The 19,868-nt window shown below is 71.8% G+C and carries 18 protein-coding genes; 8 read left to right on the top strand and 10 right to left on the bottom strand.

All coding sequences use genetic code 11. The features are described from left to right. Window positions 1–67: 67 nt before the first annotated feature. Both ddaH and ACTWP9_RS27200 read right to left on the bottom strand, forming a co-directional pair. Window positions 68–874 (bottom strand): dimethylargininase, encoded by an 807-nt coding sequence (ddaH, locus tag ACTWP9_RS27205; RefSeq protein ID WP_443248920.1) that lies wholly within the window; start codon window positions 872–874, stop codon window positions 68–70. Window positions 875–986: 112 nt separating this feature from the next. Next, entirely contained in the window at window positions 987–1,160 is a 174-nt protein-coding gene (locus ACTWP9_RS27200; RefSeq protein WP_443248919.1) for a DUF6243 family protein, read from the bottom strand. Between the two features lie 183 nt (window positions 1,161–1,343). Between ACTWP9_RS27200 and ACTWP9_RS27195 the strand changes: the two genes are divergently transcribed. Continuing rightward, window positions 1,344–1,961, top strand: coding sequence for a TetR/AcrR family transcriptional regulator (locus ACTWP9_RS27195; RefSeq protein WP_443248918.1), 618 nt, complete (start codon window positions 1,344–1,346; stop codon window positions 1,959–1,961). A gap of 40 nt (window positions 1,962–2,001) precedes the next feature. Here the strand turns inward: ACTWP9_RS27195 and ACTWP9_RS27190 are convergent, their stop codons facing one another. After that, the gene (locus ACTWP9_RS27190) at window positions 2,002–2,892 is read right to left on the bottom strand and encodes a glycerophosphodiester phosphodiesterase (protein WP_443248917.1); all 891 of its coding nucleotides are present in this window, start codon (window positions 2,890–2,892) and stop codon (window positions 2,002–2,004) included. A 251-nt stretch (window positions 2,893–3,143) separates the two neighbouring features. Between ACTWP9_RS27190 and ACTWP9_RS27185 the strand changes: the two genes are divergently transcribed. Then, entirely contained in the window at window positions 3,144–4,007 is an 864-nt protein-coding gene (locus ACTWP9_RS27185; protein WP_443248916.1) for a bifunctional DNA primase/polymerase, read from the top strand. 66 nt (window positions 4,008–4,073) lie between these two features. On the opposite strand, the gene ACTWP9_RS27180 is transcribed toward ACTWP9_RS27185, so the two are convergent. Beyond that, a complete protein-coding gene (locus ACTWP9_RS27180) occupies window positions 4,074–5,018 on the bottom strand; it encodes a hypothetical protein (RefSeq protein WP_443248915.1) in 945 nt (314 codons plus the stop codon). A gap of 182 nt (window positions 5,019–5,200) precedes the next feature. On the opposite strand from ACTWP9_RS27180, the gene ACTWP9_RS27175 reads away from it, so the two are divergent. After that, complete coding sequence (locus tag ACTWP9_RS27175) at window positions 5,201–5,971, top strand: CDP-alcohol phosphatidyltransferase family protein (protein WP_443248914.1); 771 nt, start codon at window positions 5,201–5,203, stop codon at window positions 5,969–5,971. On the opposite strand, the gene ACTWP9_RS27170 is transcribed toward ACTWP9_RS27175, so the two are convergent. After that, entirely contained in the window at window positions 5,931–6,413 is a 483-nt protein-coding gene (locus ACTWP9_RS27170) for an adenylyltransferase/cytidyltransferase family protein (protein WP_443248913.1), read from the bottom strand. The genes ACTWP9_RS27175 and ACTWP9_RS27170 overlap by 41 nt on opposite strands. Window positions 6,414–6,572: 159 nt before the next feature. Here ACTWP9_RS27170 and ACTWP9_RS27165 point away from each other — a divergent pair, with 159 nt between their 5' ends. From ACTWP9_RS27165 to ACTWP9_RS27155, 3 genes are all read left to right on the top strand, one after another. After that, window positions 6,573–8,006 carry a glycosyltransferase family 4 protein gene (locus ACTWP9_RS27165; protein WP_443248912.1) on the top strand — a complete coding sequence of 478 codons (1,434 nt, stop codon included), beginning with the start codon at window positions 6,573–6,575 and terminating at the stop codon, window positions 8,004–8,006. Continuing rightward, window positions 8,003–9,682 (top strand): lipopolysaccharide biosynthesis protein, encoded by a 1,680-nt coding sequence (locus ACTWP9_RS27160; RefSeq protein ID WP_443248911.1) that lies wholly within the window; start codon window positions 8,003–8,005, stop codon window positions 9,680–9,682. The genes ACTWP9_RS27165 and ACTWP9_RS27160 overlap by 4 nt, the downstream gene beginning before the upstream one ends. A 71-nt stretch (window positions 9,683–9,753) precedes the next feature. Further along, entirely contained in the window at window positions 9,754–11,097 is a 1,344-nt protein-coding gene (locus ACTWP9_RS27155) for a hypothetical protein (protein ID WP_443248910.1), read from the top strand. Here the strand turns inward: ACTWP9_RS27155 and ACTWP9_RS27150 are convergent. Further along, window positions 11,060–12,559 (bottom strand): hypothetical protein, encoded by a 1,500-nt coding sequence (locus ACTWP9_RS27150; RefSeq protein WP_443248909.1) that lies wholly within the window; start codon window positions 12,557–12,559, stop codon window positions 11,060–11,062. The genes ACTWP9_RS27155 and ACTWP9_RS27150 overlap by 38 nt on opposite strands. Window positions 12,560–12,754: 195 nt before the next feature. On the opposite strand from ACTWP9_RS27150, the gene ACTWP9_RS27145 reads away from it, so the two are divergent. Beyond that, a complete protein-coding gene (locus tag ACTWP9_RS27145; protein WP_443248908.1) occupies window positions 12,755–13,972 on the top strand; it encodes a glycosyltransferase in 1,218 nt (405 codons plus the stop codon). On the opposite strand, the gene ACTWP9_RS27140 is transcribed toward ACTWP9_RS27145, so the two are convergent. The 4 genes from ACTWP9_RS27140 to gmd all read right to left on the bottom strand — a co-directional run bounded on the left by ACTWP9_RS27140 (window position 13,917) and on the right by gmd (window position 18,649). Then, window positions 13,917–14,777: a glycosyltransferase family 2 protein gene (locus ACTWP9_RS27140; protein WP_443248907.1), complete on the bottom strand. Its 861-nt coding sequence runs from the start codon at window positions 14,775–14,777 to the stop codon at window positions 13,917–13,919. The two genes, ACTWP9_RS27145 and ACTWP9_RS27140, sit on opposite strands and share 56 nt — an antisense overlap. 56 nt (window positions 14,778–14,833) lie before the next feature. After that, window positions 14,834–15,322, bottom strand: a complete 489-nt coding sequence (locus ACTWP9_RS27135) for a hypothetical protein (protein WP_443248906.1) — start codon at window positions 15,320–15,322, stop codon at window positions 14,834–14,836. Further along, window positions 15,319–17,403, bottom strand: coding sequence for a CBM96 family carbohydrate-binding protein (locus tag ACTWP9_RS27130; protein WP_443248905.1), 2,085 nt, complete (start codon window positions 17,401–17,403; stop codon window positions 15,319–15,321). Before ACTWP9_RS27130 ends, ACTWP9_RS27135 begins: the two co-directional genes overlap by 4 nt. Before the next feature lie 229 nt (window positions 17,404–17,632). Beyond that, window positions 17,633–18,649, bottom strand: a complete 1,017-nt coding sequence (gmd, locus tag ACTWP9_RS27125; protein WP_443248904.1) for a GDP-mannose 4,6-dehydratase — start codon at window positions 18,647–18,649, stop codon at window positions 17,633–17,635. A 134-nt stretch (window positions 18,650–18,783) separates the two neighbouring features. On the opposite strand from gmd, the gene ACTWP9_RS27120 reads away from it, so the two are divergent. Next, window positions 18,784–19,770, top strand: coding sequence for a GDP-L-fucose synthase family protein (locus ACTWP9_RS27120; protein ID WP_443248903.1), 987 nt, complete (start codon window positions 18,784–18,786; stop codon window positions 19,768–19,770). Window positions 19,771–19,868 lie beyond the last annotated feature (98 nt).

The raw sequence follows: 19,868 nt of genomic DNA, 5'->3' as shown, positions 1-19,868 counted from the left end.
GCATCCTTCGGGCGCCGGGGCCGGGCCTCTGTCCGTGGCCCCTGTCCGCAACCGCGGCGTCCGGCTCCTACAGCCGTAGCTCCGCGGTCACGCATTTGACGCTGCCGCCGCCCTTCAGCAGTTCCGTGAGGTCGACGGGGACGGGCTCGTAGCCACGGTCCCGCAGGGGGGCGAAGAGGCCGGTGGCGGCCTCGGGCAGGAACACATGGTGGCCGTCGCTGACGGCGTTGAGGCCGAGCGCCAGGGCGTCGGACTCCTCCGCGAGCAGGGCGTTCGGGAACAGCCGTGCGAGTACGGCCTGGCTGCCGGGGGAGAAGGCGGCGGGGTGGTACATCACGTCGTCCGTCTCGGCGTCCAGCACGCACAGGGCCGTGTCGAGGTGGTAGTAGCGCGGGTCGACCAGGTCGAGGCCGATGACGGGGCGGCCGAAGAACTCCTGGGCCTCGCCGTGCGAGAGCGGGCTGCTGCGGAAGCCGCGGCCGGCCAGCAGCCACGAGGAGGTGACGGCGAAGTCGCCTTCGCCCTCGTTGATGTGGGCGGGCTCGGCGACGTCGGTGAATCCGTGCGCGCGGTACCAGTCCCGGTGTGCGGCCGCCTCCCCGGCGCGTTCGGGGTGGGCGAAGCGGGCGCCGAGCACTCTCCCGTCGACGACGGTCGCACCGTTGGCGGCGTAGACCATGTCGGGCAGCTCCGGGACCGGGTCGAGGATCTCGACTGTGTGGCCGAGCGCCCGGTAGCGGTCGCGCAGCGCTTCCCACTGGGCGAGCGCGAGGGGGAGGTCCACGGGTTTGCCGGGGTCCATCCAGGGGTTGATGGAGTACGTGACGCGGAAGTGGGCCGGAGGGCACATCAGATAGCGACGGGTTGCGTACATCTCAGGCTCCTCAGGGAACGTGCGTGATGCGGTGTGCCCATAGTGCTCCCTGAGGAGCCTGTCTGTATGGATTGCCGGTCAAGTGCGGGGTACCGCACCGGAGCCGTCCGTCCTAATCGCGTGACTCCCGCAGCCTGCGGAGCAGTTCGCGCTTCTGGGCGAGCGGGTCGGTGCCGCCGCCCGGTCCGTGTCCGCCGCTTCCGCCGGTGCCCCGCAGCTGCTTGCGGGACAGGTGTGCGCGGGTGCCGCCGACGCCGAGCATTTTTCCGCCGCGTCCTTTGCTCATGAACGTCTCCTCTTCTGTTGCTGCCGGACCTGTTGCCGGTCTTGCTGCCGGTCCTGTTTGCCGTAATACGCGGAGCTGCGGATCGAGACGTACCGTCTCGCCGCGGCCTCTCAAGAGTGCGGCGAGACGTATCGTCTTGTCAAGACGGTTCGTCTCGTCTCACTCCGCTGCTAGATTTGTGCCATGTCACCCACGACCGCGAAGAGCCCCGATGTCTCGCGCCGCAGCGAGCGCTCCCGTAAGGCGATCCTGCAGGCCAGCATGGAACTGGTCGGCGAGGTCGGTTATCCGAAGCTGACCATCGAGGCGATCGCCGCCCGGGCCGGGGTCGGCAAGCAGACGATCTACCGCTGGTGGCCCTCCAAGGCAGCGGTGCTGCTCGACGCCTGCACGGAGGTCGTCCACGACGAGGGTTACGACGCCGGTCTTCCCGACACCGGTGACATCGAGGCCGATCTGAAGGCAGTGCTGCGGGCCACCGCCGACGAGTTCTCCGACGCCGCGTTCGAGGCGCCCTACCGTGCGCTGGCCGTCGCCGCAGCCGCCGACGCCGCGCTGGCGGAACAGTTCGTCACCCGTCTCAACGAGCCGGGCCTCAAGGTGTACGAGGAGCGGCTGCGTGCCGGGCAGGAAGCCGGGCAGATCGACCCGGACGTGGATCTGAACCTCGCCGTCGAGCTGCTGCTCGGCCCCTTCCAGCAGCGCTGGCTCAACCGTTCGGGGTCGCTGACCTACGAGTTCACCGACCGGCTGGTTGAGCTGGTGCTGCGCGCCCTCGCTCCCCGCGGCGGCACGCACTGAGCCGGGCGGCGCCGGTCGTCCCAGGAGTACTGCCGCCGGCCTACGGCAGGACGCCCGTGAACGCCAGGCTGCCCGGCCGGTCGGTGACGATGCCGTCGCAGCCCAGCTTCAGCATCCGGTCGCGGGTCGCGCGGGTGTTGACGGTGTGTGACCACACATAGGTGATGCCCGAATGTACGGCCTTGCGGATGTGCTGCTTGGCCGTCCGGTGGTCGACGCTGAGCATCGTCACGTACTTCTTCCACCGCTTCGGCTGGTCGTCGGCCAGTTGGTGTGCCGAGCGCCACACGGCGGTCAGCAGGCCCCGCTTGTGGGCTCTGGCCGCCACCTTCGGATCGTTGGACTCCACCAGGACGGAGCGGGCCAGATGCCGGTCCCGGATGAGCCGGGTCAGCCGGGACAGCCCCGCCGGGTCCTTCAGCTCCAGCATCAGCAGGGTGTGGCCGCCGAAGCGGTCTAGGATCTCCCGGGCGGCCGGGGGCCGCTCGCGCCGCCACTGTCCCGGCAAACTGCGCTTGGGGGTGAGCCGCACCTTCTGCCACGCCTTCCAGTCCAGCGCGTCGACCGGGCCGTGCTTGTTCGTGGTGCGGTCGAGCGTCGCGTCGTGTATCGCCACCAGCGTGCCGTCGCGCAGTCGGCGGATGTCGGCGTCCAGGACGCGGGCGTATCCGCGCCGCTGAGTCGCCCTCAGCCCCTGCATGCTGTTCTCCGGGACCTCCATGGAGCCGCCCCGGTGCGCGGTGAAGGTGGTGCCGGAAAGCCGGGCGCCTTGGGGTACGCCCTCGCGAGAAGCCTCCCCCGGTCTTCGGCCGGGTGGTGCCCCCGGTTCGGCGAACGCCGGACCGGCGCGGCTGGCCGCACCCGCCGATGTCGCCGATGTCGCCGGTGTGGCCGGTGTGGTCGGGGCCGTGGCGAGGGTCAGGGCGATCATCGGGGCCATCGGTACAAAAACCGCCTTTGTGACCATAGCCCCAAGCTAGGTGCGAGTGGGGCGATGCGCCGGGCGGGACGTCCGGCCGGGTGGCCCTCAGGAGTGACGCACCCGACCCCGCGTACCGGACCGCCCAAGGGGGAGCGCAGGATAGAGGAGAGACATCCGTGATCCGTGGATTCCCCCTCAGCGCGCCGCAGGGCTGCGTACCCTCGGAGTTCATGGTTCTCGGTCGCGGAGTGAGGCGGTAGATGGAACGCGAGAGCAGGATCGCCCAATGGCTGCGCCGTCGGGCCGAGCGCGCCGCCGAGCGCGCACAGGGCCCTGAGGCCGCACGGCCCGGTACGGGGTCCGAGGTGCGGTCGGCCTCGGCCCGTGGCTCCGGGGGACGGCGCTGGGGCGGACGCGGCGGCCAGCCGGCCGCCGAGGCCGCGGAAGCGGCCCGGGACCGCGAAACTCTCCTGCTCACGGCTGCCGAGGCCGGGTTCCCGCTGGCCCCCGCCGCTCATCCGTCGGGGTACGGCTGCTCCTGCGTACGGATCGGCTGCCCCACCCCCGGCAGGCACCCCGTCTCCTTCGCCTGGCAGACCCAGGCCACCACCGAGCGCGCCCAGATCGAGCGCTGGCTGCGGGCCGAGCCGGACGCCAACTTCATCACCGCCACCGGCCGCGCCCACGATGTGCTGGACGTGCCCGCCGAGGCGGGGTATGCGGCGCTGGCCAGGCTGGAGGAGCAGGAGGCTGCCGCCGAGCCCGGCGCCGAGCCGGCGCTGGGACCCGTCGCGCTGCTGGGCGGGGACCGGATGCTCTTCTTCACCAAGACCCGGGGCACGCCCGAGGACGAGGACGAGTGGTGGCCCTGTGAGTTGGACAGCCATCCCGAGACGATGGAGGAGCACCCCGGCCTGCGCTGGCACTGCCGGGGCAGCTATGTGCTGCTGCCCCCTTCGCGGCTGTCCGACTCCGCCGAGGGAGTCCGCTGGCTGCGCCTCCCGCGCCCGGGAAGCCTCCTCCCCGAACCCCTTACCCTGCTGGAAACCCTCACCGATGCCTGCGCGGAGTACGCCGTGACGGTGGAGGGTCTGGACGAACCCGCACCCTGGCCGGTGCGCTGACAGGCCCTGCCGACGAGGCCCTCCCCGCGAAGGGGCGGGCCCGTCAGCTATGAAGGACGGGCCTCGTCAGCTGCCGCGTGCCGCCGTGAGGCCCTCGATGCGGCTCAGGAAGGTGACCTTGCCCTGCTTGCGCTTGCCCGGAACGGTGACGGCCTGTTCGGAGACGCGCTCGAAGGTCACCGACTGCTTCGGGCTGCCCGACATCAGCGCCTTGACGAGCGGGTCCTTGATCTGGGGCTTGTAGCCGCGCGGCAGCGTCTGCTTGTGGTGGTGGTGCGAGGTGAAGAACACCAGCGCCCCGCCGTCCTTGGTGCGCAGCCCGAACGGTGCGAACTGCGGCGGCTGCGCCGTCTGGTCCGCGAACTCGTTGCGCACGCTGGTGCGCTTCAGCGCCTTCTCGCGCTTCTCGCGCAGCTCACTCGTATGCGGCCCCGGGGCGAAGTCGGTGCCCGAGCCCTCCTGGAGATAGCGGGTGTAGCGCTCGCTCAGCCGGTCCGGCGCCACGGTCAGCCCCGAGGCGCCGCCCACCGGCACAGCCTTCACATGGCCCTGCTCGTCGCGGGTGAACCGGGGCATCTCGTCGGGGCCGACAACTGCCAGGTACGACGCCTTCCACGGCCCGTCGGCCCGGTCCCGCTGGAAGACGAACAGCCAGCGGCCCTGCCCCTTGCGGTTGCTGCGGGAGTCGGTGACGAAGAACTTCGGCCAGCCCGCCTGCTCGGGGATCAGATAGCGGGTGTCGGACAGCTTCAGCGGCTTGTAGTCGGGGTTGCCCTTGGGGTCGATCTCTTTGCGGGACTTGAGCCCCGCCTGGTCGATGGCGCCGAGCGCGCCCGACTCGATGGTGGCGTTGAGCCGGGCGTCGTAGGCGGTGTTGGCCCGGTTGTTCTTCGCGACGAAGGAAGTGAGGACCTTCGCCGCCTCCGCCTTGCTCAACGCGGGGACCACGGCGCTCTCGCCGTGCACGGTCACACAGCCCGTGAGCGAGACGAGCAGCGCCCCGGCTGTCACGGCCGCTGCCAACGGTATGCGCGGGGGCTTGCCAGCCCTCAACCCCTTCACCTGTTCCCACCCTCCCGGTGCTGTCGGCGAACGCACCCTACCCTGCGCGGTCTGGCGCACCGCGTGCTGCCTGGCACAGTATGCGCGGCAGGACGATCGCGGCAGTGCGATCAAGGGGCTCAGGGGGGCTCATGGCTCGGACCACGGAACCGGCCACGGAACCGGCCACGGAACCGGTCACGGAACCCGCGGCGTTCAGTGAGGCGCTGCGGCGGTTACGGGCGGCGCAGAAGACGGCCAAGGGGGTCTCGCTCTACTCGCGGTACGTCAACCGGCCGCTCGGCCGCCTCTTCGCCGCCGCAGCGCACCGGGCCGGGCTCAGCCCGAACCAGGTGACGCTGGCCAGCGCGGTGTGCAGCTTCGCGGGGGTGGCGGCCGTTGCGCTGGTACGGCCGTCGTGGACGCTGGGGCTGTGCGTCTACGCCGTGCTCGTCGTCGGTTTCGCGCTGGACTCCGCCGACGGGCAGCTGGCGCGGCTGCGGGGCGGTGGCAGCCCGGCGGGGGAGTGGCTGGACCACGTCGTGGACTGCGCCAAGATCACCGGGCTGCACTCGGCCGTGCTGATCTCCTTCCACCGCTTCGCCGAGCTGCCCGGCGAGGGCTGGCTGCTGCTGCCGCTGGGCTTCCAGCTCGTGGCGGTGCTGATCTTCTTCGGCGGTCTGCTCACCGATAAGCTCCGGCCCCGGCAGCCCGGCGGGGGCGCCCCCTCCCGCCCGTCGCCGCTGCGGGCCCTCGCGCTGCTGCCCGTCGACTACGGAGTCTTCTGCGCCGTCTTCCTGCTGCTCGGCGCCCCGGGGCTGTTCCGGGTCGGGTACGCCGCCCTGTTCGGCTGCTACGCGCTGTTCCTCGTGGCGTTCGCCGTCAAATGGTTCCGGGAACTGTCCGCGCCACCTCCGAAGTGACCGACTCCGGCGGGCCCGCGGGCGCGGCGAGCGCGTCCAGTGCGCGCCGCAGCTGAGTGCTGGACGTATGCATGGTGTACGGGAAGTAGACGACCGCTACGCCGACGGTGCGGAAATCCGCCTCCAGCTTCTCGCCCTTGGGCGTACCGCGCCAGTCGTCCCCCTTGAACAGCACATCGAACCTGACCTGCTGCCACGTCTCCAGTTTGTCGGGCACCGTCTCCACGAACGCGGCGTCCACGAAGCGGATGCTGCGGACGATCTGCAGCCGTTCGACGAGCGGTATCACGGGCGGGCGGCCCTTGGCGCGCTCGGCCATCTCGTCCGAGACGACGCCCGCGACCAGGTAGTCGCACCGGGAGCGGGCGTGCCGCAGCAGATTCAGATGGCCGATGTGGAATAGGTCGTAGGCACCGGGCGCGTAGCCGACGGTGTGAGTCATGCGAAATCCCCCCAGGGCGAGTGCCGTTGGATGTGCGGCGGCCCTCCCCGGCCGCCGTACATCGCTGCATGCAACCACAACCCGCAAGAAACTGGGACAGGTTGGCGAAAGCGTGTACGACAGGCGCTACGCTGCACACGGGGAATCCTGGGGGGATCTATGGTGAACAGCGATGCTGTGCCCGGAAACGACACCGTGCACCGAAATGGCACAGTGCCCGGACAACGGCGCACGGGGGCGCCCGGGCGCCGCGTGCTGCTCGTATCGACCAACTACGCACCCGAGCAGGCCGGCATAGGCCCCTATGCCGCGCAGCTCGCCGAGCACTGGGCAGCACAGCCCGGGTGGGACGTCCACGTGCTGGCCGGTATGCCGCACTACCCCGCCTGGCGTACGGACCCGGCCTACCGGGGCATCTGGCGGGCGACCGAAGAGCGGGCCGGAGTGCGGGTGCACCGGCGCAGACACACCGTGCCGCCCCGGCAGACCGCCGGGCGCCGGGCGCTGTACGAGGCGTCCGTCCTCGGCCACGGGCTGCTGGCTCCGCCCCGCCTGGGCGGGCGGCCCGACGCAGTCGTCGCCCAACTGCCCAGCCTCGCAGGCGGGGTGCTCGGCGCGCGGCTGGCCCGTGCTGCCGGGGTGCCGTTCGTGCCCGTCGTGCAGGACCTGATGGGCGCGGCGGCGGCGCAGAGCGGCATCCGGGGCGGCGACCGGGCAGCCGCGCTCGCCGGTTCCGTCGAGCGCCGGGTGCTGGCGGCGGCCACGCTCGTCGGCGTCATCCACGAGAGCTTCACCGACCGCGTCGCCGCCATGGGCGTCCCCGCCTCCCGCATCCGTACCGTCCCCAACTGGACGCATATCGCCGCCCCTTCCCGGCCCCGGGAGGAGACCCGGGCCCGGCTCGGCTGGCGGCGGGACGAGACGATCGTGCTCCACTCCGGCAACATGGGCCTGAAACAGGGCCTGGAAGTGCTGATCGGGACCGCCCGGCTGCTCCAGGAGGGACCGCTGCCAGGGAAACGGTTACGCATCGTCCTGATGGGCGACGGCAACCAGCGGCAGCACCTCGCTCAGCTGGCGGCACCCCTGCTCGGCGTCGAACTGCTGCCGCCCGCCGCCGAGGCCGACTTCCCCGATGTGCTGGCCGCCGCCGACATACTGGCCGTCACCCAGCGCGCCTCCGTGCTCGACATGAGCGTCCCCTCCAAGCTCACCTCCTACTTCGCCGCGGGCCGCCCCGTCATCGCTTCCGTCGCCGCGGGCGGCGGCACCGCGGGGGAAGTGCGCCGCTCCGGCGCCGGAGTGCTGGTACCGCCGGAGGAACTCGCGGCGCTCGCCGCCGCCCTCCGCACCCTCGCCGCCGAGCCCGCCGCTGCCGCCTCGCTCGGTGCCGCGGGCCGCGCCTATGCCACCGGGCACCTCGGCCGTACGGCAGCACTGGCCCGGTTGACGGCGCTGCTGGAGGAAGCCCTCACGCTGCCCCCCGCCCCCGGGCGCCATCGGACCGGACCCCGAGCACGGCCCCGTCCCCGGCGCGACACCCGGCCCGGCGCGGCCCCAGGTGCGGCACGGCAGCAGGGCGGCGCGGCGTGAGCGAGCGCGGGGCACCACCCGCCGGGGCCGGGCGTGCCCCGGGCGGTCCCGCCCCCGCCGACGACGAACCCGATCTGCTCCGCGACCAGTTCCGCCAACTGCTGCGCTACCGCTGGCTGATAGCGCTCGGCCTCGTGCTGGGCGTCCTCGGCGGCTGCTGGCTCGGCGTACGCGGTGCCGACTCCTACACCGCCACCACCGAGATCACCGTCCGCCCGCTGCCCATCGACAGCAGCGGCGAGAAGACGGCCCCCGGCGAGACCAGCATGGGCTCCGAGCGGCGCACCGCCCTCAGCAGCGTCGTCGCCGAACGCGCCGCGCGCACACTGCACATGGGCACCGGCACCGGCGCCCAGCGGCTCGCGGCCGACCTCCAGGTCACCAACCCGCCCGAGACCCGGATGCTGCGCTTCGCCTACACCGCGCACAGTCCCAGGACCGCAGCGCGCAGCGCCAACGCTTTCGCCACGGCCTATCTCGACAACCGCGAGAAGGACGCCACCAGCCGCGTCACAAGCATGGTCGAGTCCTACGAGAAGCAGCGCGCCCCGCTCCTCAAGGAGCGCGACCGGCTCGCCGAGGAGATCGCCTCGTCCGGCAGGGAAGGCGCCCTCGACGGCACGCTCTCGGCGCACTCCTCCGTCGTCAACCGCATCGCCGAGATCAACGGCAGCATCAGCGACCTGCGTGCCGAGGACACCACCCCGGGCCGCGTCGTCACCAAGGCCACTCCGCCCGGCGCTCCCGCCGGGCCAGGGCTGCCGCTGATGCTCGGCCTCGGCGCGGCCGTCGGCGTCGGTCTCGGTCTGCTCGCCGCCTGGGTACGGCTGGTCTTCGACCCCGCCGTCCGCACTCCCGGAGATGTCGTACGCGCCCTGCACGCGCCCGTGCTGGGCACGCTGCCGCGTGGGCGGCGCGGCAGCGGGAAGCGTGCCGAACGGCACTCGCTGCTCGCCGGTGGCCGGCTCGCCGAGGAGTACCGCTCGGTCGCCTTCCGGCTCGCCTACGACGAGACGTTCGCGCGGCGCCGCCGCGTCCTGGTCGTACCGCCGCGCGGCAGCATCGGCACGGCGCTGGCCGCCTCCGTCAACCTGTCGGCGTCCTTCGCCGAGATGGGCAAGGAAGTGCTGCTGCTGGAGGCCGATCTGCGCACCCCCTCCCTCACCGAGCGGCTCCGGCAGGCCGACGGAGTCCAGCCCGGGTGGGCCCGCGCACCCGGTCACGGCACCATCGGCTGGCCCGCCGGGCACCGCGTCCCCATCGACGCGGGCGAGTCCGGCGTCTTCGACCTCGTGCCCGGCCACCGGGTCAGCAAGGTGCCGCGCGCGCTCACCTCGTCGGCCGTCACCCAGCTGATCGGGCATGCCGACGAGCACAACTCGGTGCTCCTGGTGCTCGCGCCCGCCGTGCTGTCGTACGCCGACGCGATAGCGCTGATCGACCGGGTCGACTGCGTGCTGATCGTCTGCGATCCGCGGGAGGTACGGCGGGACGACCTGGCCCGCGTACGGGAGTTGGTCGTCGGCGCGGGTGGTTGCGTGCTCGGTGCCCTTCTCCATGCGGAGGGCGCCGGTAGTGAGCCCAAGCGGCGTGCCGCGTCCGCCGGCCCTCCGGCCCCACCCGACCGCGGAGCCCCCGTGCAAGAGGGCGACGCCCTGCGCGTCATGGTCCGCTGAGCACAGTGCAGCGCACGCAGCCGATGAGCGAGGGGCAGGGGCACCCCCTGCCAGAACACGGGAGGGAGTCCATGCCACGGCGGCCAAGACCCCGTACGGCCCTCATATGTTCCGTCGCCGATCAAGGCGTATCCGCGGGGACGAACATCGCCGTACTGATCGTCGCCGCACGGCGGTCGGACGTGCACGCGTTTGCCACGTTCTCCCTCGTCTACACGGTCTTCACCGTCCTGCTCGGCCTCACCGTGGCCTACGTCGGCCAGGCCCTCGTCCTGGAGAAGGACGAGCCGGGTGAAGGGCGAACCGTCGCGAGGGCGTGCCGTTCCGCGGTGGTGTTCACCGCACTGGCGACGACCGCGCTGGGCGCGCCCACCGCCCTCGTGCTGTGGGCGGCCGGCGGAACAACGGCCGCAGCGCTGGCGGCCCTCGCGCTGGTGCTGCCGCTCGCGCTGACGCAGGAGACCACCCGCTACGCCTTCTCCACCCTTCAGCGGCCCCACCACGCCCTGACGGCGGACGCGTTACGGCTGGCCGCCGTACTGCCCGCGCTGGCCTTGCAGCCGCCCGGTGCCGGTGCGCCCAGGCTCCTGCTGGCCTGGGGCCTGTCCGCGCTGCCTGCGCTCGCGGTGGCGCTGTGGCTGCTGCGCCGGCATACCCGGGGTGCGGGCCAGGATCCGGCCCGCTATCTGCGCCGGGACCATCTGGGCCGCCGGTTCGCTGTCGAGTTCGGCGTCGGCAACGCGGGCAGCCAACTGGCCATCATCGGGCTGGGACTGATCGCCAACCCGCTGGCGGTGGGCGCGTTGCGCGGAGCCACCACTCTCTACGGGCCGATGAACGTGCTGTTCAACGCGGCCACCGGGTTCGGGCCTCCGCTTCTCAACCGCGTCGGGGACCCGCGCCGTGCTGCCCGTGCGGCGGGCGCCGCCGGGGGAGTGCTGGCCGGGATGGCCGCGGCGTGGACCACCGTTCTGCTGCTGCTCCTTGACGGTTACGGGCGGGCGCTGCTCGGCGACACCTGGGCGTCGGCCGCCCGCTTGCTGCCCGCCACCGGCAGCCAGTACGCGGCGATGGCGCTGGGCACCTGCGCGCTGCTGACCCTGCGCGTGCTGCGCCCGCGGACGACGCTGCCGATCCAGCTCGTCTTCTCCCTCGTATCCGTCGGCTGCCTGCTGGGCGGCTACGCGCTGGGCGGGGTGCTCGGCGCGGCCTGGGGGCTCTGCGTGGGCTCGGCGGCGAAGGGCGCCGCGAGCTGGCTCCGCGCGGCCCGGCTGTTGGGTGCCCCGCATGAGGGGCTGCGCCCCGTAAGGGGCGCGGGGAACTGCGCGAGCAACCACAACGCACCCGCAGTCCGCGACGGACAAACAGGGGCACCCCCTAACGCCGGTCCGGGCGGCCCCGCCGAAACGTCGTGACAAACCCCACGCACAGCACCGCGATCGCCACCCGCCCCATGCCCTGGAGCAAAGAACCCCGCAGCAGGATGAAGCTGTAACCGGCGACGAGCGGCACCGCCACAGCGGCGACGCTGCCAGGGCCCGCGGAGGACTCCTGCGCCGTACGCCGCGCATGGCGCGCATAGCGCCGGTCCGCGCGCGCTGCACCGTAGCCGACGGCGGCGAAGCCCAGCGCCATGCCCAGCGGCCCGAAGTCCAGCCACAACTCCGCCCACAGCGGGGAGGAGAGGTTCGGATACGGCATGCCCATCCACTCGCCCACCCGGGTGCCCGGGTCGTGCGGCTTACCGGTCCACACCGACCGTGGCACGAAGAACAGGGCGGTGCCCGCCAGTTGACGCCCGTAGCTGTGACCCTCGCCGGAGCCGACGAACGTGACCGTGTTGGCGAGCATGCCCGTCTGGTCGTAGTCCTTCATCGTCAGCGGTTCCAGGATCGAGCCCGTCGACTGCTGGGGCCGGTCGGTGCCTTCCTCGTAGCGGAACCGGTCCGCGAACGGGAACACCACGAGCGCCACCGCCACCCCTGTCGCCAGCGCGGCCCGGTACATCACCGGGCTGCGCGGGAACGCGGTGAACAGCAGCGAGAACAGCACCGTCAAGAACCAGTACCGGGGGTTGGAGACCGGGTTGTTGACGACGACGTTGAGCGCGAGCATCGCCAGCCACAGCACCGGAACCAGCGGCCTGCGCCGCGCCGCCCGGGAGACCACCAGCCAGCGGGTGAGGAACAGCAGGGCCAGCAGCGCGGGAACGGTGCCGAACCCGCGCAGGAACGCGGAGCCCGCCTGCGAGGCCGCCTCCGCGCCTGCCGCACCCGCCGCGCCCTCGATCGACTCGCTGATCTCCTGCCGGTTGCTGAAGAAGACCCCGGGGCCGCCCAGTTCGGCCGCCAGCAGCCCGCTGCCCGCCAGCGCCAGGATGCACAGCACATACAGCCGCCGCGGGTGCACGGCCGCCGTGGGCCGGTGACGCTCGTGCATCCGGCTGCGCAGCGGCGGCCGGTGGCGGGCCAGCAGCGCTCCCACGTCGAACGCGACGATGCCCGCCAGGACCAGCGCCGAGGCCAGCACGGTGTCGGACCGCGGGCCGACCACCGGCGTCGGTGTGCTGTCCAGCACCGTCTGCGCCAGGGGTGCGATGCCCATCGCGATGTAGCAGAACAGCCAGAACGCGCCCTGGATGAGGCGGCGGTGCGGGGTCAGGACCATGGCGGCCAGGCGGGTGCCCGCGTATGCGCAGGTCGCCAACTGGAGCCAGTACGCGGCGTCGTGTGGACCCGGCCCTGGCTGTGTTGCGACCGTCGCGGGCAGCACGGCCACGAGGGCCGCCACCAGCGGAATCGCCAGCGCCCGCGACAGCACGGCCCTCGGGGCGGAGCCCCGGAACGCCGCCGTTGTCGGTTCGGTGGCCGTGTTCATGCCCTGCCCTGCCTTGCTTCGGGGAGGGGGTGCCCCTTCTTCTCCGTCGCGGGCTGCTGGTGCGTTGTGGCTGGGCGCGCAGTTCCCCGCGCCCCTTCGGGGCGCACGTCCCTTCTGCGCCAGAAAGGGGAAAGGATGGGGCAGAGACGGAAAAAACAGCTAATGTCTCCACAAGTATCAACTGAGGGGGCACAATTGAAGGCGCTGCACATCGTTACGCTGCACACGCCCACCCACGACTTCGGCGGGCCCACGAGGGTCGCGCTCAACCTGTGCCGGGGATTACGGGCGAAGGGCGACCAGGCGGTCGTGGTGGCCCTGGGGGACGGCTTCCCCGAAGGGACGGCGTTCCCGCGCATGGTGGACGGCGTTCCGGCCCGCCTCTTCCAGGCCCGCCATGTGCTGCCGCGTTTCGAGGTCAGCGGCATCACCTCCGCCGCCCTGCTCGCCGCGGCCCCCCGGATGCTGCGCTCCGCGGACGTCGTGCACGTCCATCTCATGCGGGATCTGGTCACCCTCCCCGTCGCGCTGCTGGCCGCCCGGATGGGCCGCCCTCTCGTGCTGCAGACGCACGGCATGATCGACCCGACCGAGAAGCGGGTGGCGCGCGCCGTGGATGTGCTGGGCCTGCGCCGGGTGCTGAAGCAGGCCGACGCCGTACTCCATCTCACCCCGCGCGAGCGTGAGCTGACCGAGGCGGTGGTGGCGCCGGAGCCGATGGGCCCGGCGTACCGGTTGGTCAACGGTGTCGCCCCGCAGCCGATGCGGGACACCACCAGGGAGCCGGGCCGCCCGCCCACCGTGCTGTACTGCGCCCGCGTACAGGAGGGCAAGCGTCCGCAGGACTTCGTCGGAGCGATACCGACGGTGCTGGACAAGCACCCCGAGGCGCGGTTCGTCATGGCCGGGCCGGACACCGGCGCGCTGGCCGGCGAAATGCTGGCGCTGGCCCGTTCGCTGGGGGCCGGGCATGCGCTGGAGTACGTCGGGGCGCTCGACCACGCGGGCGTCGTCGAGCGGCTGCGTACCAGCGACGTATACGTCCTGCCGTCCATCAAGGACGCCTTCTCCGTCTCCGTGCTGGAGGCACTGTCGGTGGGGCTGCCCGTCGTCGTCACCCGGACCAGCGGACTGGCGCCGGACGTGGCGGCGGCCGGTGCCGGACGGCTGGTGGACAGCGCGCCGGCCGACCCGGAGAACGCGGCCCGGGTCGGCCGGGCGGTGCTGGAGCTGCTGGACCCGGCGGCCAACGCCGCCGCCTCGCAGGCGGCTCGGCGGCTGGCGCAGGACAGCTTCACGCTCGATGCGGTGGTGGACACCTTGCGGGACATATACGCGAAGGTGCTGCGGGACCGGGTCAGTGCAGACCCCTCCCGAGGCCCCGCTGCCCGGAGGACGCCTCGCGTGCCTTGAGCCCGATCTGCCAGCGGTAGAAGCTCATCGCCAGCGCATAGTCGAGCCCGGCGCGGCCGTCGAGGAAGCCCCGTTTCCAGCCGTAGGCGTAGGCGAAGGACACCAGCGGCTTGAGCGGGGCCCGGTGGAAGACGCGGCCCTGCCGGGTCTTGGTCTGCCGGATCTGTTCCCGTACGGCCGGGTGCTGCTCCAGCCACGCCTCCCAGTCCGAGTAGCGGTTGTGCCGCTCGAACCAGGTGCGTACCGGGTCCAGGTCCTGGTGTTCGATGGGGGAGTGCAGGCGGACCACGGGGTCGGCCAGTGGCTGGTAGTGGCCCTCCTGCTCGCCCATCCCGGGTGCGGCCAGATCGTCCGGTTCGGGGAAGCGGCAGCGGGTGCGGTCCAGCAGCACCCGCTTGACGATGGTGTACCCGTGCCGGAGCCTGCGCCCCGCGAACCAGTAGCCGAGCGGGATGTCGAAGGCAGCCGGGCGCACTGTGTGGCCGGGCGGCGGGCGGAAGATGTGCCGTATCTCGGCCAGCAGTTCCGGGCTGGGTGTCTCGTCGCCGTCGAGGAAGAAGACCCAGTCGATCTCCGGGTGGACGTTCTCCAGACACCACTGCTTCTTCTTGGGATACCCGCCGTCCCAGGTGTAGGGCAGCACTTCGGCGCCCTCGGCCTTGGCGAGCGCGCGGGTGTCGTCCGTACTGTCCGAGTCGACCACGACGACATGCGCGAAGTGGCCGATCACGGACCGTACGGTCGACTCGATGTTCTCGGCCTCGTTCTTGGTCGGTATCGCGACGACGACGGGCAGCTTCTCCACGAGGGTCCTCTCCGGGTTCGGGCGTCACCCCTTCGGGGTGTCACGTCTTTCGGATGTCACTTCTTGCCCGCCGCCTTGAGCAGCGGCTTGAACTTCGGGCACAGGTGCTCGACCGCGGGCCCGGCGTTGTCGATCTCACCGGCCTTCAGCGCACTGATCGCGTCCTTGCGGCTCGCCTCGGCCGTCGTCCGCAGCCGCGCGCAGGCGGTCCGGCCCGCCTCCAGCACGGTGGCGGGCTCCAGGCCCTCGGGCACCCGGCCGACCAGATATTCCTTCTCCTTCTTGGTGAACGAACCGGTGCCGGGGGTGAGTTGGGCGCGGGGCACCTTCGGTGTGGCCTTGTCCTCGGTCTGCCGCTCCTGGCCGTCCCGCGGCGGCGGTGGCTCCCTGCCCGGCGACGCGGGGGCGCTCGCGCCGGGCCGCCCGCCGTGGTGGCTCTCCTCCGACCCGTTCTGCTTGTCCCCACCTGTGCTGCAGCCGGCCGTCAGCGCCAGGGTGGCCGCCACGAGGGCGGCCACCGTGGCTGCGGCCTTACGGACGCTCACGGCTTCCGGTAGGTCAGCGTGAGCTTGGGGCCGGTGCCCCCGGACTCGCGCGCCAGCAGCCACATGCTGTCGCTGCCGGTGCTGGTGAGCGCCAGATCGAGGCTGTCACCGGCCGCGGCGCCGACGGCGCTCTTGCTGAGCGGGATGTCGTAGGCCGAATCCGACTCCGCCGCGCCGTCCAGCGAGCCCAGCGCCGTCGCACCCAGGGCGGGCCGCCCGCCATACGTCACCCCGGACTCCGACCAGGAGCCGGTGACCGGGCGGACGCTGACCGTGTCGGTACTCGGCGCATAGCTGTCGCCGCTGGTGGTGACCGTCAGCTTGGCGTCGTCCAGCACCATGCCGCTGGGCGGCGACGGCACACTGAAGCGCATATAGGTCTCGTACGGGGACGAGCCGCGCACGGCCAGCTGCTGGTGGGTGCCGTAGTTCGAGGTGACCGAGGACCCGTTCACATAGGCGTCGCCGGTCGCCTCCCGCTCCACCGTCGTCTCCGTCGGCGTACCCGGCGTCCGTACCGTCGCCCCTTCCGAGCGGGCGCTGGTGTTGGCGTCGTCCGCGTCACCGGCGGTGATCCGGTAGGTGTAGTCCGTACCGGGCTTGACGGTGGTGTCGGTGAAGCTGACCGTGGGCCGGTCCCAGAACGTGGAGTTGGCCCGGACTGTTCCCACCGGCTCCGACGCGCCGTTGCGGTAGATGCGGTAGGTGAGCGTGCGGTCGTCCAGGTCGGTGCTGGCGGGCCAGGTCACCCGTACGCCCGAGATGACGTTGGCCGCGTTCACCCCTTCGGGGACGGTCGGGTCCCTGGTGTCGGGCCCGTTGGAGAAGCGCACCAGACCCTGCTGCGGCTTGTTGCCGTTGCTGGCGATCCGGGAGAACGAGCCGCCCACCCACATGTAGTCCCTGCCGCCGCTGGCGGAGACCACCATGGCGCGGGGACCCACCTGCTCCACGTTCGCCGGGCCGTCGTCGGTGTCGGGGAACCACGACAGCAGCGGTGTCGGGTCGTCCACCGACTCGGCCAGCAGATGCTGGCGCTCGTACAGCTCGCCGAACTGGCCCATGCTGGAGCAGTTGTGCGCGTGCGAGCTGCTGTAGAGCACGCCCTGGTAGACGGTGACGTCCTGGGTGGCGCCCAGGCAGGTGTCCCGCCAGCGCTGGGAGAAGTCGTCCAGATCCAGCGCGATCCGCCCGTCGAACACCCCGCCGCCGGTGCCCTCGTTCGCGGTGTAGATGCCGGTCTCGTCCACATGCAGGCTCTTGACCACGGAGTTCCGCGGTACGAAGGTGCGGCCGTAGGCGCGCTTGAGTGCGCCCGACGCGGAGTCGACGACGGCCAGCGCGTGCGAGTCCGTACCGCGCACGCGGGCGAAGTCGCCGCCGAGCACCACGCTCCGCCCGTCCGGGGTGACCTCCACGGCGCGCCCCGTCAGGTCCGCGTCCGCCCTCCAGGACCGCAACTCTCCGCCGGTGCTCAGCGCCGCGAACCGGCTGCGGCTCTGGCCCTCCACCGAGGTGAAGTCCCCGCCCAGATAGACGGTGTCGTCGGTGGCGGCGAGCGCGTGCACGGTGGAGGACACCGACACGTTGAAGTCCGGCCTCACCTTGCACGTCGCGATGTCGATGGCGGCCACCCGGCTGACGTGGGTGCCGTTGACGGCGGCGAAGTTGCCGCCCGCGTAGAGGGTGTTGCCGTCCGGGGAGACCGTCAGCGCCCGTACGGTGGCCGCGCCGCTGCCCACCGTGAAGTTGAGCCGGCAGTCGGTGGGCGCGCCCGTCGCCGCGTCGAACGCCGCGAAGTTGACGGCCTGCCGCTCGCCGGTGCCCGGATCAGCGCCGGGCGGGCGGATGGCGGAGAACGTGCCGCCCGCGAAGACGACTCCGTCGGACTGCGCCATCGCCCATACGACGCCGTTCGTCTGCCATGTCGCTAAGTCGTCCGCCGTCATCGCCACCGGCGCGGTGAGGGCTTGCGCCTGCTGGGCGCCGCGCTCGGTGAGGGCGGGGCCCGCCAGTGCGGTTGCGGCCAGGGCCATGACCGCTCCCGCGGTTGCCGCCTTGCGGCTTTTGCTGCGTTTCATTTGCTGTCCCCCATTGTTTGGTGCCGCGTCTGTGCTGTTCCGGTGAGGGGTTGCCCCTGCAGGGCCCGTGCGGGCTACGGCTTCGTTGTGGCTGGTGGGGGCACCTCCCGGCCGGAGTCCCCCAGCCTCCGGCCGGGCGGTGCCCCCAGGGGAGCAGTTCCCCGCGCCCCTGACGGGGTGCGTCTCCCCTCTCTGCGCAGCCCCCTTGCGGGGTACGCAATTGGGGCCGTCAGCCATGATCGATGCGGACCGCTGCGCCCGAGAGCTCCGCCTCCAGAAGCGAGATGTCGGCCTCGACCATGATCCGGGCCAACTCTCCCCACATCACCCGTGGTTTCCAGCCCAGCCGGGCCTCCGCTTTCGCCGCGTCGCCGATCAGTGCGTCGACCTCGGTGGGCCGCTCGTACGCGGGGTCGAAGCGGACGTGCTCCTGCCAGTCCAGCCCGCCGGCCCGGAAGGCTTCGTGCAGGAACTCCCGTACTGTCGCCGCGACTCCGGTGGCGACGACGTAGTCGTCGGGCTCGTCGGCCTGCAGCATCAGCCACATCGCCTCGACGTATTCGGGCGCGTATCCCCAGTCGCGTACCGCATCCAGATTGCCCAGGTACAGATGCTGCTGCAGTCCGGCCCTGATCCGGGCGACGGCGCGGGTGATCTTGCGGGTCACGAAGGTCTCACCGCGCCGCGGGGACTCGTGGTTGAACAGGATGCCGTTCACCGCGAACAGGTCGTACGCCTCGCGGTAGTTGACCGTCGCCCAGTAGCTGAAGACCTTCGCGCAGCCGTAGGGGCTGCGCGGATGGAAGGGGGTCGCCTCGTGCTGCGGGGGTGGGGCGGCGCCGAACATCTCGGAGGACGACGCCTGGTAGATACGGGTGTCGATGCCGCTGGCCCGGATCGCCTCCAGTAATCGCATGGTGCCCATCCCGGTCACGTCGCCGGTGTAGAGGGGGGAGTCGAAGGAGACCCGGACATGGGACTGGGCGCCGAGGTTGTAGACCTCGTCGGGCCGCAGGTCACGCAGCAGGTTGACGAGGGCGACGCCGTCCGCGAGATCGGCGTGGTGCAGCACGAGGGAGCGGCCCTCGTCGTGCGGGTCCTCGTACAGGTGGTCTATACGGCCGGTGTTGAAGGACGAGGAACGGCGTACCAGGCCGTGCACCGTATAGCCCTTCCCGAGCAGGAGTTCGGTCAGATACGACCCGTCCTGGCCGGTGATGCCGGTGATCAGTGCGCTCTTGGCCATGTGCCGCCGTCCTGGTGGAGGTTGAGGGTGGAGTGGTGGTCCGCCGCGGCCGAGCGGCGCGGCGGACCGTTCGTTACGTTCTTTTTGTCGGCTATCTCCCCGAACGGGGGTGGCTGCTGGCACAATCCGGCAGCATGACGCCGAAGCCGCACACCGAGCCCGCCATGGCCGCCTCGGACCGCGCCCTGCTGCCGCCCGATGCCCGGATCTTCGTCGCGGGCCACCGCGGGCTGGTGGGCTCGGCCGTGGTCCGCCGGCTGGCCGCGGAGGGGTATCAGGTGCTGACCCGCGACCGCACGGCGCTCGACCTGCGCGACGCGGACCGCACCGAGCGCTGGCTGCGCGAGGCGCGGCCGGACGCGGTGGTGCTGGCGGCGGCCAAGGTCGGCGGCATCATGGCGAACAAGACGCAGCCCGTGCCGTTCCTGGAGGACAATCTGCGCATCCAGCTCAGCGTCATAGCGGGCGCGCACGCGGCGGGCGTGCCCCGGCTGCTGTTTCTGGGCTCGTCCTGCATCTACCCCAAGCACGCGCCGCAGCCGATCACCGAAGACGCCCTGCTCACCGGTGCTTTGGAGCCGACGAACGAGCCGTACGCGCTGGCGAAGATCGCGGGCATCACCCAGATCAGCGCCTACCGCGAGCAGTACGGCGCCTCCTACATCTCGGCCATGCCCACCAATCTCTACGGCCCCGGCGACAACTTCGATCTGGAGACCTCGCACGTCCTCCCGGCCCTCGTCCGCCGCTTCCACGAGGCGAAGCGGGACGGTGCCGGAGAGGTGGTGCTGTGGGGGAGCGGTACGCCGCGCCGCGAGTTCCTGCACGTCGACGACCTGGCGCGAGCCTGTCTGCTGCTGCTGCGCGGATACGACGAGGGGACGCCGGTCAACGTGGGCTGCGGCGAGGATCTGACGATTGCTGCGCTCGCCGGGACGGTGCGGGACGTTGTCGGCTATGAGGGCCGCGTCGTGTGGGACGCCAGCCGTCCAGACGGTACGCCGCGCAAACTTCTTGATGTCTCCCGGCTGTTCAAGCTGGGCTTCCGCCCGGAGATTTCGCTGCGCGACGGCATCGCCGCGACGTACGAATGGTGGCTCCGCACGGCATTTGCTGCGTGAGGGGATGCCCCTGCCTGACGGGACGTCTCTTCCTGCGCTTGGGCAGTCTGCGCCAGGGGCGCAGGGTGGGCAAGCGCAGCCCCTATGCGGGGTAAGCA

Source organism: Streptomyces sp. 3N207 (assembly GCF_052246355.1).
In the GTDB taxonomy this organism is placed as follows: Bacteria; Actinomycetota; Actinomycetes; order Streptomycetales; family Streptomycetaceae; genus Streptomyces.
The sequence above is the reverse complement of the archived record's forward strand: the minus strand, read 5'-3'. Positions and strand labels throughout refer to the sequence as shown.